Source organism: Pseudomonas syringae group sp. 243L2 (assembly GCF_032587875.1).
GTDB classification, from domain to species: domain Bacteria; phylum Pseudomonadota; class Gammaproteobacteria; order Pseudomonadales; family Pseudomonadaceae; genus Aquipseudomonas; species Aquipseudomonas amygdali.
The window spans coordinates 164009-179436 of sequence record NZ_JAWHPL010000014.1 but is presented as its reverse complement, the minus strand read 5'-3'; the positions used below and the strand labels follow the sequence as shown (position 1 = coordinate 179436).

Sequence of the window (15428 nt, the reverse complement as noted above, 5' to 3'; positions counted from 1 at the left end):
GCTTTGGCCAAGCACCTGTCGCAAGGCTGCACATGCTCCCTACTAGCGTTATTCAATCGAGCCTTGCATAGTGCATCCGAATCTTGCTGTGCAATTCCACCCTGGCCAGCGGTTTGCTCGAAACCACAACTATAACGGGTGCTTCAAAGGATTGAATATGGACACGCAGGATCCGGAATTCGGCCCATACCAAGTGGATTATGGCTCATTACTAACTGAGATGGCGAAAGGATTCTGCCAACAATCTCTCGGTTCGCTAATGGCAGCTTGTTCGCCACTGCCTAAAAAGCTGGACGGTTTTTGCCCGGTGAAAAGTGCGGCGGCGTTCGGTGGGCTGCTGCTTCGTGCGGATTGCCAAAAACACTGTCTACGTATTGAGCTTTTGATTCACATGGCCATCGCGGCGGGCAATGGTAAACGATCGTTGCCTCCAGAAATGATGGTGCACGGTTTTCACGTGGCAGGTAGTGCGGTGGGTGTATTGGAGGATCCTCCGGAGGACGTACTGGTCCAGAACATCAGTTCCAGACGCGGTAACTACCGAATCCTCTCAGGCATCTGGGAGGGCGCAGGCTTTTATCTGCAACGTTTTGTCAACTTACTAGACGAGATGCCTGTCGAGGGGAATTTCAAAGTCATAGCCGATGCGGGGCACGCATTGTTGAAGGTGTCGGATCTGCTCTGCTCAAGGGCGGGACTTAGCCGTAATCTGCGCGGCGCCGAAATGGGCCTCACTAGCCTGCCTTTGCGAATGGCGTCGAAGGCAGCGGAATTACGTAATGGGGTCGGACTTACTGCCGCAGACTTGCGGGCAATTGATGTAGATGTCGAAGATCTACGCCCATTCATGTTCACTCCCCAGCTCAGGCAGGGGCTGAGCGAGCAATCATTCGGCAATACTGATTTGGAGCGTCGCCCATTGGCAATGGTCGGCGATACCCTGTATCTCGTGTTGCCGACCGCAGTGTCTCTAGCCATCCGTTGGTGGTGTCTGCGCAGCTTTAGCGTTCCTTATTTGCGCGCATCGCTGCGATACAACCTGGCCATCGAATACGTCCAGTTACTACATGATGCGGTGCCATTGACCTCCAGGCAGCCGCTGTCATTCACGAATGAACAGGCAGCGCCTTTGGCGCACCTGACTCGTATGGTAGACGCTGGCCGCTGGCTCAACATGTTGTTTGTGCTAGATAGCCTCCAGAATTTTGCCGATGGCGGTTTCACCGGCGTTGACAAGATGACCGAGTTAGTCGCGCCCGATGTTTCTCGGATCGTGGAGCAAGCCCAGCAACGGGCGAGCGAGAGTGCGGGGTTTGAAAGCGGCATCACTTTGCTAGTTTGCTGTGGGGTCGGACGTGGCATGGGCATGTCGTTCGTCGCACCGCCACGAGCGGACTGGAAGATCGAGGCGATCGCCATCCACGATCTTTGTACGCTGAGCCATATTAATGGTTTCAATACACTGGATCTGTGGCGGTTGTGGGAATCTGAGATGCGGCTGAAAGGCAGCAACGTCTGGCTGCAGAACGCCAACGGACTCCTAAATATGTGCGCGTGGACGGATGCGCTCAATGGCCACATGATTCCGCATGCCGAGATCCCGGTCGAGGCTAGTGTAACCAGCCTTGTGGTATCAATCACACAAAACGGTCTTCTGGATCTTCGTCATCGGGCGCTTCTTGCCACAGACGAACACGCGCGGGAATACGTGGATGGCTCCTGGTTTATCATCCGAAAAGAGGAGTCTAGCTACTTCGACGAGGATGACCTTCAACCGCTGTACGGCAGCGTCAATGCGCCAGGGCGGCCTAAAGGGGCGTTCTTGACTACCAAGCGCTGCTGGTGGAGTGAGTTAGCGTCTCCCATTGGGGGACCGGACACGGAAAGCTATGATCGTTGGAAGATGGTGGCCACCTGGTTGGTCCGATGCGCGCCGGTGCTGGAACGTGTGCTGGCGCAGCAACTTGGCCATGGGCCTATCTTATGGCGGTGCGTCTTTGTCTACCCGCCTCTGGCCGCAGATCTGTCCGAGTGGGGCAACGAAGCAGATGCCAAGGAAGCGATCACCTGTCGGCTGGACCCACAGTTGCGGACGGTCGAGCTGTTAATCGACCAAGGCCTCGATCAGGCTATCTACCATCCCGAGAACATCGCCGAGCGCGCATTGGTCCGGGCATTTGTAGAAGGCGTGGTCACCCTTGCCGGTGCGGCGTCTGAACTGGTCGAGTCACTTGTGACACAGATCGTGCCGAACACTAAGGCGCGGCACGCCCATGTATTTCCGGTGCGTAGCTATCGCGATGCAATTACCGAGCTTGCAAGTCGTTCCCTGATCACTATTAGTCGGCTGGACGACGCAGCGGACTGCTTGGGTATGGGCTGGGCAGTGCGCGGGCGCGAGCTCGGCGGGCGGATAACAGGCAAGGCGGAGTGCCTTGCCTACTTTGGGCAGTTAGTCGGGCAACTGCAGCGAGATCTTTGTGAGCAATTACGACGCTTCGACAGGGAGAGCGTGGTGCGCGCAGTGCTAGAAAATCATGAGGTGGCGGGTGTTTCGCGGGATCGCTGGCACCGTACAGCCGCAGCAGTCCTAGCCTTGCGCGAGAACCAGACGGGGGCGTTGAGTGCTATGCGCGATCATGAGTACACGCTCAATGCCGTCTTCCAGCCAAGCCGAAACCTGCTGGAAATGGCGCTGTGCGAATCGCCTCTGGGCACGTGCAAGCCACTAGGCAAATTGGACTTGGCAAAATTGCTGGCTAAGGCGTCGCGGCTTTACCACATTGGAGGCTGGTCGGATTTAATCCGCTGGGACCTGATGAAGCCGATTGTGATCATCCGGCCGCTCGGCGATGTTCATGTGCAACAGGATTTTATCGACACGGTGATGGAAGGTTACGGCTCGGCAACCAGCGCCTATCGCTACCAGGCATCGGTGCGACGCTATGACAAGAACCTACAACAGCCAAAGGTCGCGGCAAGCGTGCAACAGGACGTCGACACTCAGTTTAACCAAGCCTGGCTGGAGGAATTTGGCGTTGATCTGGATGCTTACCGGCGATTCTTAGATGCCCTCGAGGATTATGGGATCGACCAGCAGCAGGCAGTGCTCGCTATACGGCGCTCGCAGGTATTGACCATGGCGGACTCGATCGAGACGGGGCTAACGATACTCGAGCACTTCGTGCTGGCTCCCCGCCGAGCCTGGGCCGATGTACCGCATGGGTACGATCAAAAGGATATCGATCCTTGGCGCTTCCGTCGGCGGCTAAGTTCATTACGTCGACCGATCTTCCAACTCGACCTTGAGGACGACCCTATCCTGATCCTTGCACCCGGCCTGGTGCGTGAAGGGTTCGCCGCGACGGTGCAGAGCTACTACAGTGGCAGCTACCCAGACCGGCATTTGGGGAGCGCGATGAGACGCTACGCAGGCTATGCGCGTAATAGAGATGGCATGGCCTTCAATGCGAAGGTGCTGGCTCGACTGACGGAGCTAGGCTGGCAGACAGCAGCCGAACTCAAGCTTACCAAGATCCTGAAGCAAAGCCTGGACCGTGACTATGGAGATGTTGATGTCCTTGCCTGGAGCCCGGAGCAAAAGCGCGTCCTCATCATCGAGTGCAAGGACCTGCAGTTTCGTAAGACCTACGGGGAAATTGCCGAACAGCTAAGCGATTTTCGCAACTTAGAAGTAAACGGCAAGCGTGATCTGCTCAGAAAGCACTTGGACCGAGTGCGTGTACTGCGGGAATATCAGGGCCGAGTGGGTGCCTTTGTTGGCATCGCAGGAGATTTTACAGTGGAAAGCGTAGTTGTCTTCAGCTTCCCGGTCCCAATGCAGTTTGCCAGCGGGGCCATCCGCGAACTAGCTCAGCTGCATACCTATAGCTCCTTAGACGACCTCACCGAACGCTTACGGTAGTTTTGCAGGAGTTTTATCGGAAGGAATCAAACCAGCTTCAGGTATGGAATGTCCTGCCAATCTGCGTGGAACATCCAGTATCTGAACTCTTCAATGCTTTGACCACTTCTTGATTGGAGGTTGGCCAACCGCCCCGTCAAACGTTGGCACTGCGCAGGCTGATCCTCGTTATCTGGATCTTCCTCGCGCCACTCCAGCACATAGTCGCTATTGAAGCTGTCTGGATCGAATACCTTGTATACGTGGGATCTGTGCGCCCAGTTAAGGTAATCATGATCGCGCCATCCTTGGGGCAGTCGCATTGCGAAATCGCGACTGTCGGTGATTCCATAATAGTCGGGGTAGTTGCAGTCGCCGTTCCAGACGAAGCTCCAGTACACTCTACCTAGGACTGGGTGGCATGAGCTGACCAATACTTCGCTCTTAAAGACGTTTGTGTTCACTGGTGATCACCAGCGGCCGGCCTCGCAGCTAGCCAATCTATTGCGGAAAGAAGCACGTCACCGTCAGGTGCTCCCTGCAGCTTGATCGAGCGGCCAGATTGTTTGTCCTTGATGACTAGCGTAGGTGTGGCCGTGATGCCGTCCTGGCTTGCCTTGTGAGCCTGGCTAATGACTGCCTGTTGCACGGACGGGTTGCTCGCAGCACAGGTATCGATGAAGTGCTGTCGATCTTCAAGCCCGGGGATCTGCGGATTGCCCGCAGTTCCGTCACCGTTTGACCGAGTACGCTGATAAATGAGCTCGACTGCGAGCCAGAAGGCGTCATTGCCTCTCTCGATCCCCGCGCACTCGGCCCACCGAGCTTCATAGCTCGCTGCAGGCTCATGCATCGACAGGGGCAGATGGTGCCACTGAAGATTCACGTCCGGATGCTGATCAATCCAGGCTTTGAGGCGTGGGAAGTAATCCTTGCAGTAGGGGCATTCCAGATCTGCATATTGGATGATGGTGAAACGCGCCTCACGGCTCCCGTAGACCCATCCGCCACTTTGTCTCTTCTGATCGGCTGCCGGCGCCACGGGGCCACCTGTGACGCCAGGCTTATTCTGCAGCTCGGTCAGCAGAAAAGGTGAGATAGCCAAGGCGACCGCACCGATGCAGTAGAGGATTTGCCAGCGCGTCGGTCGCTTCATGCGGAGGCCTCTTTGTCGAGGAGCTGTTTTGCCAGCAGCTCCTGATCCAGCAGCGTCAGAAGAGCTTTCTGGGCGCTTTCAGGCTGAGGGTGATGCTCAAGCCACTGATCCAAAGCTTTGTGCAGTTGAGACTGAATCTCTCGGCGATCTACCGCTACATGTTTGACGACTTGTAAGTGCTCGATCAGTACCGGCGCGCAGATTTTCAATGCGAGCAGGGAGTCTTCCTGCGGGCACTGAAGTATTTGAGTCAGACTGTCGATCAGGTTTTGAGTCAGGGCATCCATGGCTCTCATGCCAGGTTCTCCAATGCACGGGGTGTTGGGAATGTAATGTTCAGGGGTTCAATACCTCGTTTCCGGTCGAGATCTGCAGCTACTTCCAAGGCAGCTCCCAACTCGTCGACACCCATGGACTGCATCAGGTCGTAACGCTGTTTTTTCTCTTCAGGCTCGGTCATGGCCAATGCCAGGTACAGGCTCGGCGGAACAGCGCGAAACAGGACTTCCATCGATTTCGAAAGAACCACGCCTTCGGTGTATTTACCGCTCTCTTTGCGTGCTGACAGCATCAAGCCCTTCTGTGCAGGTGTGAGCTCACGGAAACGGGAGATCTTCTCCACTTCGTCAGGCGGCATGTTCAAGCAGATCCACCACTCGATCATGTTGAGCATTGGTGCAGTTGAGGGAGGAAAGTCATCCATGTTCTGTGTTGCCAGCCAGAACCAGGCTCCGAGCTTTCGCCACATTTTGGTGATCTTCATAATGTAAGGGGCGAGGAGGGGGTTTTTGGTAATGATGTGGCCTTCGTCTGTCACGTTGACCAGAGGACGGCCCTTGTACTGATCACGCTCCGCTATGTTGTTCACGGTGTTGATCAGCGAGATGTAAGCGATCGACAACTGGGCGTTGTAGCCCTCACGTGCGTAGGTGGCCAAGTCGACGATGGTCAGATCTGCCTCAGGCCAAGGCGTACCGGTACGGTTGAACATCTCCCCGTCGGCGCCCATGCAAAACATGTCCATGGCTTCGGCCATTTCAAGCATCCGATTGCGTCTGCCCTCCGGGATGGAGGTGTCTTCCCCGGCCGTGCGCAACGCATTACGGACATCTTCCGTGAGGACGGTGCGATCGGCGTCGGAGCAAATTCTGGCCGCTGCAAGGATGCACTGTCGGATTACGCTGCGGTCAGCCCGGGTCAGCCGAGCTTCCTCTTTTTCCTCACCGCCGGTGATCATCAAACGGGCTACGATTTCCATCTCGCCGAGGACATCCCGTTCATCATCGTCTTCATCGGGCTTGGCATTCATGTCCTCGTCAGAGCTCTCTAAGTCATCAGCGTCCAAGGTCTTGACCTGGCTCGGTGTGTTTACCAAGCGAATAGCGTCGGCGAACGGAGCCAGGCTAACGCCTGAGTTCGGGGCTAGCTTGATCCTGTTGACTGTCAACCCAAGCTTTTTCGCGAAATCCCCGAGTAGACCGAAACTGTTACCCGCCTCGACGATGAACAGGCGGGGAGCGTAAACCGCAATGAGCTGGTTGAGCAGGTTATTCAACGTGGCGGACTTACCTGCCCCTGTGGGGCCGAACAGAAACATGTGGGCATTCATCTGACGATCCAGCTTGTTGAATGGATCAAATGTCAGTGGAGCCCCACCACGGTTGAATAGCGTGATGCCAGGATGCCCGGTACCACTGGAGCGACCCCACACAGGGCACAGGTTTGCAACATGCTGGGCGAGCATCATCTGCACGTACCAGTCCATGGCTCGCTTTTGATTGACGTCGAAGTTCCCGGGAAGCCAACGGAGGTAGCTGTTGAGTGGGGCCACCTCGTCGTCAGATGCTACGGGTTCCATACCGGCACCCAGCAATGCGTTGGTCAACTGCATGCTGCGCGCGGTGAGCTGTGCTTCGTCATTTCCCTTGAGGTAAAAGGCGATGCTGCCTCGGTACAGCTTGTGCTCACGACCGATCAGTTTCCTGGCATCGTTTACCGCTTCGCGGGTGAGTAGTGAAGCTTGGTTGTCACCCACCGACTTGCGTGCCAGCTTCTCAAGATGAGCCTCCAGCACGTCCTGAGGGGTGATGACCAGGGTGATGGCCAACACAGTGTCCTCCGGCAACTTGTCGAACAGGGCATGCAAGGCATCACCGCCTTTACGTGTTTCGCCAGTCAGGTGGCCGGTCTTCGGGGCTTCGCGCAGCCGATCCAGCATGATGACTCTGTGAGGCTGGCCATCGAAGTACCACAAGCCTTTTTGACTGTCGGATTTTGGCTCTCGATAAAAGAGTCCCTGTGCGAAGTCGTCGCCAGTGACCAGTGGAAGATCCTCGCCGGCATCCTCTGTGCGTTTGTTCACCAGTTGAAAGAAGCGATCAAAGTCTTTGAGCGTCGTTCCCAGGTGATCGGGGTGAGGGTTGAACCACTGCAGGAGCCAGTGTCGGATGTCGTAACCGTCCATCCGTTTGCTTTTAATGCCGGCGTTGGCCAGACCTCCTGTGAAGCGCTGACAAATGTTGTCCAGGTGCATGGCAGGGGTTTGGCCACGGAACGCTGCATCACCGACTACCCGGCGATACACGACTACCCGCACTCTGCGCTGCTGGCCACGCCAAGGCAATTTTGAAACTGTGGTGTCTTCAAAAAGACCACCAGGTTTGGCGATTGCATCGAGGTGATGCTTGAACAGATCCAGATACAGCTCCGAGAACGGGCTGCCTTTAGCCTGTGGTCGGATGTATTCACGCAGGTTCCGAAGGTAGTCATCCCAGCTGGTTTCGTCCTTCGCGTAGAACTGCACAACCCAAGGTGAGGTATCGAGCTCGTCAAAACTATTTTGCAGCGCGTTCTCCAGGGCATCGCGCACCTTGCGAAGCCAGTCGGGATCACGGCCTTCAGTGCCGATCGGAGTCAGTTCGAAGAATGCTGCCAAGGATTTGCCATCCTCAAGCAGCATCGCTTGCTCCGCTGGCAGGTACTCAATCCATGGAAGGAGGTCTACAAAGCTCGGCTTGACGTCGTACAGCGCGGCGACGTCGCCAACCGTGGCAGGCTTCTGCTTCGGGTTTCTCCAATCGCCAGGCGCGGGTATGCCCTGATCCTCAAGTCGCTTTAGGTAACGCTCAAGTGCCGCATCCACATCGTTTTGATCTGAGGCTTTCAAATCCTCAACCAGATCATCTTCAGGCTGTTCAAGTTCGACCGCTGCAGGCTCGCTCAGCAGAGGGTCGCCCGCTATATCCGTCTGCGTAGCTGAATTGAGGGGCGCGCGGCTTTTGAGCCGTTGAAAAAGAGTCATCAGTAGTCCTCAACCCGCTCGCCAGGCATGGCGTACTGCACACGCTGATAGAGCGGGAAAACAGTGGTGTAGCCAGGGACTGGTGCTGGATCGGAGCCCGCAAGGTGCGGAAACACGTACATGACAAGATCCGGATTGGGTAGTCGTTTGAACTGGCTGTAGATCTCGTTTTGAGCGGTACGGGTGTAGGCCGCGCTGTCCTGCAAGGGCTGGGTAGCACGTACATCGATTGGACGGCGCAACTCCGAGCGCGCATCGAGCAACTGCCGGCCACTAGCGCTTCCCGCCGAACCGGTCGTTCCTTGGTTCCAAACGTCCATCATGGTGTTTTGACCATGCGGCAGCATTTGCTCTTTGTTTGTCGAGCATCCAGCCAGCAAGCCCGCCGTGAGAAGGCAATACATCAGCGCGCTGCGCGCTGAGCCCAAGTGATCAATCCAGGTTGGCATTGGCATGGTTCGCTCCTGAGGCGTACTTGACCTTGCGGCCTTTGAGTTCGTAGTCAATTTCCAGCTCTTGATCGATATGCAGTGAGACTTGCGCACCAGGCAGGACATAAATGGCCGCGAACGCTTGTCCGTAGAGTTTGTTAACCCAGCTCGAAACGTCCGTGACTCCTTGGGTCAGGATCTTCCCCATCGCCTCGTTACCAGACAAACCGGTGCTACCAAGCGTCCCAGAAGCGTTCGAGACGTATGAGGAGGTGCTTCCCTCTGTCTTGATCAACGATGCTGCTCCAGCGCCTGCTGCGGTGATGAGGGCTTGTGAACCGATGTACTGCTGCGCATTGCTGCGTCGCTCGCCCGCAATACATGGAATGCCGTATGGATCACTGATCCAGCCAAGGCCACCCTGGATGGGTTGTTGGTCTCCAGAGTTGTTCTGGTTGTTGTTCTGTTGATTGCCACCCTGAACCGGTGCCGGCAACGTGCGGACAGTGCCGTCGGTAAACACGAAGGTCAGACTTTTGATTTGCCCACGCACGCATGAGAGGGTCCAGTCGCCGGACGCTGTACCGCTGGCCACCGCACCGGTTACGTCAGGAAGGTCGATGCCATTGGCAGTCAGGTTGTCCGGACCGATCAGCACCTTGAACGGGTAGGGGTCATTAACCGTCCCATCAACAGGAACCCGGCCGATCAACGCGGACATGGCCACCGAGCCCATCAACGTCGAGTTTTGAGGGAGGGTGTAGGCACGTCGTACCTTCTTACGCTCCTGTTGCTGGCCACCCATGTCATCGCGGACAGACTGAGCACCTGTCGTGAGCGCTTTCTGTCCTCGGTCCACGGACTCGCCGAAGGCTGTAGGAAAGCTGTAGGCGCTCGCGGGGACGCTATTGCCGGCAGTGATCGGTTTGCCATTGCTATCCAGGGCCGTCGCGTCCTGTGGATCGATCCACACGATGTCTGAACCGTTTGTTTCCGATTTGAACTGTTGGCCATCACCAGGCTGAACACCTAACCCAATCGGTAAATCCGAATTGGAATTATTGTTTTGTCCCATTCGGGTCAGTTCATCCATCTGTTTGCGCAAGCCCTCCAACACGCTCTGCTGTTGCTGCTGACTATCCAGCTTGAACTGTTCCTGGGCGTTTTTAAGGCGCTGGTCGACTGTCTGATCAATGTTTGCCAGTCGCTGTTTGAGGGTCTCGTTATCCTGTTTGACCGCAGTGTTCTGTGCGATGACGTCGGTGATCTGTTGCTTGAGCTCGCGTCCTTCAGCGACGACCGTGCGCAGCGTATCGCTCGGCGTGTCGCCTTCCACACCCAGGGCTTTGGCTTGCTCAGCCGTCAGTTTTGGAGCAGGGGTTTCGGTACTTGGTGCGGGGGCACTTCCCAGTGATTTGATGCCGACGAAAATCACAAGCAGGAGGAATGGAATCACCAGGTACTTGAGCAGCGGATTACCTTTCATGCTTCGCTCCTTGCGCTGCACGCGGATCTGCTTGGGTCGCCGAGAATACGGCCGCCTGTGTCAGCCCGTGTCCCCGCGTGACCAGGTACAAGGTCGTGGTGTCACTAGCATCGCCGCGTGATCCAAGATAAGGATGTTGGAACGCTGCAGTGACGAATTCACCCATGAGCTCTCGAGGATCAAGCGTGATCCGCTGCGCCGTCTGATTCTGCAGCTTCACGGCAGTCACCCAAAAATCATCCAGACGCCATGCGCCTAAGGGTGTGGACTTCACAGGTAGAGTGGGAAGCAAGGTCGCCAGATCAAGGCTGCGCTCAACCTTCACCTGGGCGATGCCGTCTACAGGCTCAACGGTGCGCAACGGCGCATAGAGCATCTGGGCTGCATAGCGGGTGAGGACGACTGGGACGGGCGTTTCTCGCTTGACCACTTCCTCTGGTTCATCGTCTTCATCGCTTGAACGGCTGGTTGAGTCCGTGTTCTTCGTAGTGGCCTTGGCTGAGCGTGCTGTAGCAGCCCCTCCATAGCGTGCTGATGATGTTTCACCTTCGACTATCTTCACCGGCTCGAGCGGCGTTTGATCCGTAGATGCCTCTGTAGCAGCGATGTCGACCAGAATGATCTCACCGGTCTTGGCGTTCTGCAGCTGAAGTCGAGTTGGCTCTATCGCTTCCTTCGCATATAGGTAGATCGCGCCCCCCGTACTCTGCACCCGCAGCTTTTCAGTCAGCGAACGCGGGAGTCCAACACGAACATTCTGATCAACGAAGACGATGCGTTCCTGATTGATGCGCAGTGGAATAGCCAGTGGCAACCGCTCCCAGCGGAGAATCTCGACCGCCGAGGCGATTTGGGCGTTGCCAGCCAACACCGCCAGTAATGTCGAGCATGTGATTACTCGCAAAACGCTCATTTGAAGACTCCTTTCGACGGAGTTGCGGGAGCTTCAACATTGCCCTCGATGCGTTGTGGTGCGCCGTTGTAGCAGTCCCAAGCCAAACCGAAGGGATTGGTTTCAGGGTCGACGTCCATACGTACAACGTGGAGTGGATATCTCGCGAGGGCACGCTTGACCAACTGCCCGCCGTAATACTCGTCTGCTGTTATATCGAGCGTCACAGTCCAATCGTCGATAGAGTTGGTCACCGTCCTGATCTCTGGGGAATCTCCATAGCCTCGACCTGGAATTTCGTACACGCCCCGGACGCGCTTGCGTAGCTCACCGCTAGACCTGCGCAGTTCAAAATCACTCTGCAGGTAATGCTTGCAAGATGGCGTGATGTAAGCATCCAGACGGGTGATATTTGCCTGGTAATCCTGCTCGCCGTCGACCGGCCACCGGTTCATTTGCTGAAAGATGTACAGGCCGAATGTGTATACCGATTGTGGAGGGACATCCCACCACATTCGCGTGCTTCCAGACCGCAGATCTGGCGGAACGTGAACGGTCAATTGCTTCGGCGCACTCCACCAGCCGAAACCAAGGCCTGCTGCCACCAGCGCGATCAAGACAATCGCTATCCTCAAGCTGTTGATGTGGGCACGTTGGGAGTCGGCCAATTTCAAGAAACGGCTCATTGTTGCTCGCTCCGGCGGCAAGTCCAGTTGCCTGATCGAAGTACCAGGTTGGCTTTGTTGAATGAGGTCGGGCCGAGCATTGCCGTCTGGAGCTGGACCCTGCGGTAGATCCATGTCTCCGGTCTACCGCGTTTGAGGCGTCGCAAGACCCGAGATGCGATGAGCAGTCCCAAAACTCCTCCTATCAGGGCGCACACCACGGGCATTGACGGTGTGATGATGAATGCCAGCGGCAGACCAATCACAAAGCCTATGCCGCTGCAGCCGAATACGGTCGCCCACATCTCATCCGCCGTAAGACCACCAATCACCACGGGCTGGTTATTCAAGCGACTGGGCAGAAAACGCAGGGTGCCGTCTTCATGCTGATCTTGCTGGAGCTCAGTCATGGGAGCCTCTACGACTTAAAGGATGTTGGTAGCGGTGGTGACCAGGTAGATCGTGACGCCGATCAAGCAAACACCGACTACAGCGGTACTGCCCAAGTCAGCCCATTTGGCTTTGCCCATGTGGATCTCGTGGTAGACGCCCAGCGCATGTCGCCCCACCAGAACGATGCCGAACGCGCACAAACAGAGACCCAGCAGCATGAAGCCGTCGTAGGCATAGTTTTGGAAGGTCTGCAGGAAGCTGGTCCCAGTGCCGCGCGTGGGGGCTTGGGCACCCGGTAGGGCGGCAAAACTAGTGCCAGGGGTAGCGGCCATCAGCAGGACCGAAAAAGGCCGGCGTTTCAAAAAGGCACGTGCCTGAGTGAACAATGAATACAGCGTCATCTTTATCTCCTTGGAAAAATCAACTCAACAGCATGAAAGTCATAACCATGAACAGCACGGCCCAGCGAGCGGCAGAAGCGGCAGCAGCCGATCTATCGAGGTTTCGGGTTGCCCAGCCGCGATAAATGCTTAGAAGAACCCAGACGCCCCATAGCAGGAGGATGCCCATCGCAATTCCGGTCCACAGCGTGTTGCTGCTGGCTGGTGAAAATCCGGCAGCGGCCTGAAAGGCACTGGTCTGGGTTGAGGACATCGTCATGGCGTGTGATCACCGCTGACGTTGTAATGGCCTGATATCTCGACGGGGTCGCGGGGCTGAGCCCGGGAGGGAGTCAGATAGTCCTGCAGGCCCTGGCGGATGCGAGCTATGTCGCTGACTAACCTGGAGTAATCCAGGTGATAGCGCTGAGCCGATTCACTGGGCAGGTCAACGCTGCGCTGTGCAACGGCCTCTAGCGCATTGAGCTGGCGAATCATTACTTCCACATTGGCTTGCTCGGAAGCCGTGCCGGCTGCTCGGGCATGCGAGGAAAGCAGCGGTGTGCATATGAGGACTGCAGACAGGCAGATCTGCACGCTTGAAAACGCTGGTTTGATCGCGGGGAGTTTGATTTTCACGTCGCGGGCCTTGGAAGCTGTAGGAATCTATGTACACAGCATGACCATCGGCCCGGATGGAATCAGTATGAAACCCTTTTTAGGTCTGAGGGGGTTTAGGTTGGCCTGCTAACTGCGCGTCCGGCCAGAGATTCAATGGAGAAAATCGTTTGGCGAGGCTTTAATGCACAGCATGCAGCGCTCTCAATGTTGAGTCGGAGCAGACATGCTGCGGAGAGCTTCATAGGGACTGATTGGAGTTATTGATGTGATGGGTAAAGCGCCAGCAAGCTTGTACAAATATCTAAGTTTCAGTGATCGTATGGTAGAGCAGCTGTATCACGGAAAGGTTTTTTACGCTGATCCAGGGACGTTCAACGATCCATTAGATTGCCGGCCTGTCGTAATCGCTGGTAACCAAAGCATTGAAAGACTGAAATTGCTTCTAAAGTTAATGGTCATTAGGCGCGTAGAGAAGGAGTCCTCTGCAGCGCTGAAACGCTTAAAATTGAAGGGGCAAAGACTCGACTTGCACCGAGCTCGACTCGGGGAGACCGAGGTACAGGATGCTATTCGTGGCATAGAGTATATGGCGACGGATCCAGAGATCACCGATCAGGCAGGCTATTATCAACGTGAGCTGTTGACGCTGATTCAGAGTGAAGTCAAAGACACACTTGCCACGGGCGTTCTTTGCCTCAGTGCGAATGCGACAAGCCCATTGATGTGGTCACACTATGGGCAGCAGCATCGAGGTGTGTGCATTGAGTACGACACTTCGGATCTCAAATCGACGCGTATCCATAAAGTCGTGTATGGCCAGAGCCGTGAAATACTAGCCGACGCAATTCTCCGGTGGTTGCAGGATGGTGACGTGCAGTCGCAGCTCGAGGTCGAGAGGGCCTCCCTACTCACAAAGTCGGGCGAGTGGAGATACGAGAAAGAATGGAGGTTACTCGCTCCCATCGGGTTAGACCGTAGCCCATTCCCCGTCAAATCCGTCACATTTGGTATGAACTGTCCTTCAGCAATTTTCGAGTCGACCATGTCGATGCTGGGTGGGGAAAAATCGACCATAAAATTTTGGAAAATAACCGAGCCGACGTCCAACTTTAAGCTCAAACGCGCGAGAATTCATTTCGACGACTCGATGAGACCTATGCTTGATCAAGATTATTCATGGCTTCTTGACGACTTGGACGATGCTCATGACGTTTAGGAGGCCCGCGACACTCCCTTCAAGTCATTTATCGCCAGAAAGCAGGTCGAAGTCCCATTATTCGACTTGTTGAATTCTCACGCAGCGTTTGAAAAAGAAAAGGAAGCCCGTACTGAGAGTGTAACCAAGCGCCCAGCCTTGGGCGTTTTGGTTGCCAATTTGCTCACGGCCGCGATTGATCTGCTGAACGCTCACCAGCTCCCATCCTTCTCTGCCATGTCGATTCAACACGGCCAGAGTTTCTGGGTCGCTCAGATACCTCTCAACATCCGGCTGGGTCGTCTCATCTATCGACTTGAACATCAACATGCCGCTGGTCACGGTTTTGTAGGGAAGGGGGACGAAGGTCTGGGTGTATTCATAGAGTGTCATCGGATACCTGCTGCGAGTAGATGGGGAAGGCCAGTTCATTTTTGCAGTCTCTAAGCGCTGGGCGAAGCGCCAAACCTATTCCATTTGGAAAATGGTATAGGTAGTGAGATATTTACTACGCCGGTCATGAGCCGGTCTACGCAGTTATATTCAAAGGGAACGTTGGGAATGCAGACGCTGGAATATCACAATTTTGAGTACAAAGGCTTCCACTCCATGGGAGCATGTTTTGTTCGTGTGCGTATCAAGGATGACGGGTTCCTTGTCTGTCTGATAGCTCAACTTCGTGACTACAATGGCACGTCAGTTACAAACGTCATTGAGGACATCATGTATGGTGTTGTTAAGCGTCTTGATTCTGAAAAAGCCCTTCCCAAGGCGCTTTCGTCAATGGATAAAATTCTTGAGCGTTCTGTTTGGATCGAACGATATGCCCCGGGTCTTGGCATCTCACCAGACGGTTCGTGGGCAATCGTTACCCTTGATTCCGAACGTAAACCGGATTGGACACACGCGAGCTTCGAAAGCGTTGTAGCGCATAGCGGTGTAGAACCTGGCTTCTTGGCTCTGACCGAAGAAGACTTGCGTCATAAGAAGTAGTTGGTTGGGGA

The 15428-nt window shown here is 55.5% G+C and carries 16 protein-coding genes; 3 read left to right on the top strand and 13 right to left on the bottom strand.

The features are described 5' to 3' along the window. The first annotated feature begins 157 nt into the window (after nt 1–157). Nucleotides 158–3925 carry a zinc chelation protein SecC gene (locus RYB66_RS08175; protein ID WP_122270532.1) on the top strand — a complete coding sequence of 1256 codons (3768 nt, stop codon included), beginning with the start codon at nt 158–160 and terminating at the stop codon, nt 3923–3925. Between the two features lie 26 nt (nt 3926–3951). Here the strand turns inward: RYB66_RS08175 and RYB66_RS08170 are convergent, their stop codons facing one another. From RYB66_RS08170 to RYB66_RS08115, 12 genes are read right to left on the bottom strand one after another with little or no spacing between them, the layout of a single operon-like run. Beyond that, nucleotides 3952–4368 (bottom strand): hypothetical protein, encoded by a 417-nt coding sequence (locus RYB66_RS08170; RefSeq protein ID WP_103392881.1) that lies wholly within the window; start codon nt 4366–4368, stop codon nt 3952–3954. After that, nucleotides 4365–5060, bottom strand: coding sequence for a DsbA family protein (locus RYB66_RS08165; RefSeq protein ID WP_087677433.1), 696 nt, complete (start codon nt 5058–5060; stop codon nt 4365–4367). Before RYB66_RS08165 ends, RYB66_RS08170 begins: the two co-directional genes overlap by 4 nt. Then, a complete protein-coding gene (locus tag RYB66_RS08160) occupies nt 5057–5356 on the bottom strand; it encodes a hypothetical protein (protein ID WP_011267019.1) in 300 nt (99 codons plus the stop codon). The genes RYB66_RS08165 and RYB66_RS08160 overlap by 4 nt, the downstream gene beginning before the upstream one ends. After that, nucleotides 5353–8361: a conjugative transfer ATPase gene (locus RYB66_RS08155; RefSeq protein WP_087677434.1), complete on the bottom strand. Its 3009-nt coding sequence runs from the start codon at nt 8359–8361 to the stop codon at nt 5353–5355. The genes RYB66_RS08160 and RYB66_RS08155 overlap by 4 nt, the downstream gene beginning before the upstream one ends. Continuing rightward, nucleotides 8361–8816: a TIGR03751 family conjugal transfer lipoprotein gene (locus RYB66_RS08150; RefSeq protein ID WP_003425120.1), complete on the bottom strand. Its 456-nt coding sequence runs from the start codon at nt 8814–8816 to the stop codon at nt 8361–8363. Before RYB66_RS08150 ends, RYB66_RS08155 begins: the two co-directional genes overlap by 1 nt. After that, nucleotides 8794–10278, bottom strand: a complete 1485-nt coding sequence (locus RYB66_RS08145) for a TIGR03752 family integrating conjugative element protein (protein ID WP_316894211.1) — start codon at nt 10276–10278, stop codon at nt 8794–8796. The genes RYB66_RS08150 and RYB66_RS08145 overlap by 23 nt, the downstream gene beginning before the upstream one ends. Continuing rightward, nucleotides 10268–11191, bottom strand: a complete 924-nt coding sequence (locus RYB66_RS08140) for a TIGR03749 family integrating conjugative element protein (RefSeq protein WP_074845320.1) — start codon at nt 11189–11191, stop codon at nt 10268–10270. Before RYB66_RS08140 ends, RYB66_RS08145 begins: the two co-directional genes overlap by 11 nt. Further along, nucleotides 11188–11856 carry a PFL_4703 family integrating conjugative element protein gene (locus RYB66_RS08135; RefSeq protein ID WP_024960171.1) on the bottom strand — a complete coding sequence of 223 codons (669 nt, stop codon included), beginning with the start codon at nt 11854–11856 and terminating at the stop codon, nt 11188–11190. Before RYB66_RS08135 ends, RYB66_RS08140 begins: the two co-directional genes overlap by 4 nt. After that, the gene (locus tag RYB66_RS08130; protein ID WP_003435722.1) at nt 11853–12245 is read right to left on the bottom strand and encodes a TIGR03750 family conjugal transfer protein; all 393 of its coding nucleotides are present in this window, start codon (nt 12243–12245) and stop codon (nt 11853–11855) included. The genes RYB66_RS08135 and RYB66_RS08130 overlap by 4 nt, the downstream gene beginning before the upstream one ends. A 15-nt stretch (nt 12246–12260) precedes the next feature. After that, nucleotides 12261–12629: a TIGR03745 family integrating conjugative element membrane protein gene (locus RYB66_RS08125; RefSeq protein WP_074952401.1), complete on the bottom strand. Its 369-nt coding sequence runs from the start codon at nt 12627–12629 to the stop codon at nt 12261–12263. A 19-nt stretch (nt 12630–12648) separates the two neighbouring features. After that, nucleotides 12649–12888, bottom strand: coding sequence for a TIGR03758 family integrating conjugative element protein (locus RYB66_RS08120; protein ID WP_074952398.1), 240 nt, complete (start codon nt 12886–12888; stop codon nt 12649–12651). Continuing rightward, nucleotides 12885–13247, bottom strand: coding sequence for an RAQPRD family integrative conjugative element protein (locus RYB66_RS08115; RefSeq protein ID WP_074952394.1), 363 nt, complete (start codon nt 13245–13247; stop codon nt 12885–12887). The genes RYB66_RS08120 and RYB66_RS08115 overlap by 4 nt, the downstream gene beginning before the upstream one ends. Before the next feature lie 250 nt (nt 13248–13497). On the opposite strand from RYB66_RS08115, the gene RYB66_RS08110 reads away from it, so the two are divergent. Further along, nucleotides 13498–14445, top strand: coding sequence for a DUF2971 domain-containing protein (locus RYB66_RS08110; RefSeq protein WP_236534903.1), 948 nt, complete (start codon nt 13498–13500; stop codon nt 14443–14445). A gap of 57 nt (nt 14446–14502) precedes the next feature. On the opposite strand, the gene RYB66_RS08105 is transcribed toward RYB66_RS08110, so the two are convergent. Beyond that, entirely contained in the window at nt 14503–14817 is a 315-nt protein-coding gene (locus tag RYB66_RS08105) for a DUF4177 domain-containing protein (protein WP_054994234.1), read from the bottom strand. Between the two features lie 168 nt (nt 14818–14985). On the opposite strand from RYB66_RS08105, the gene RYB66_RS08100 reads away from it, so the two are divergent. Next, nucleotides 14986–15417: a hypothetical protein gene (locus RYB66_RS08100; RefSeq protein ID WP_074952385.1), complete on the top strand. Its 432-nt coding sequence runs from the start codon at nt 14986–14988 to the stop codon at nt 15415–15417. The last annotated feature ends 11 nt before the right edge of the window (nt 15418–15428 follow it).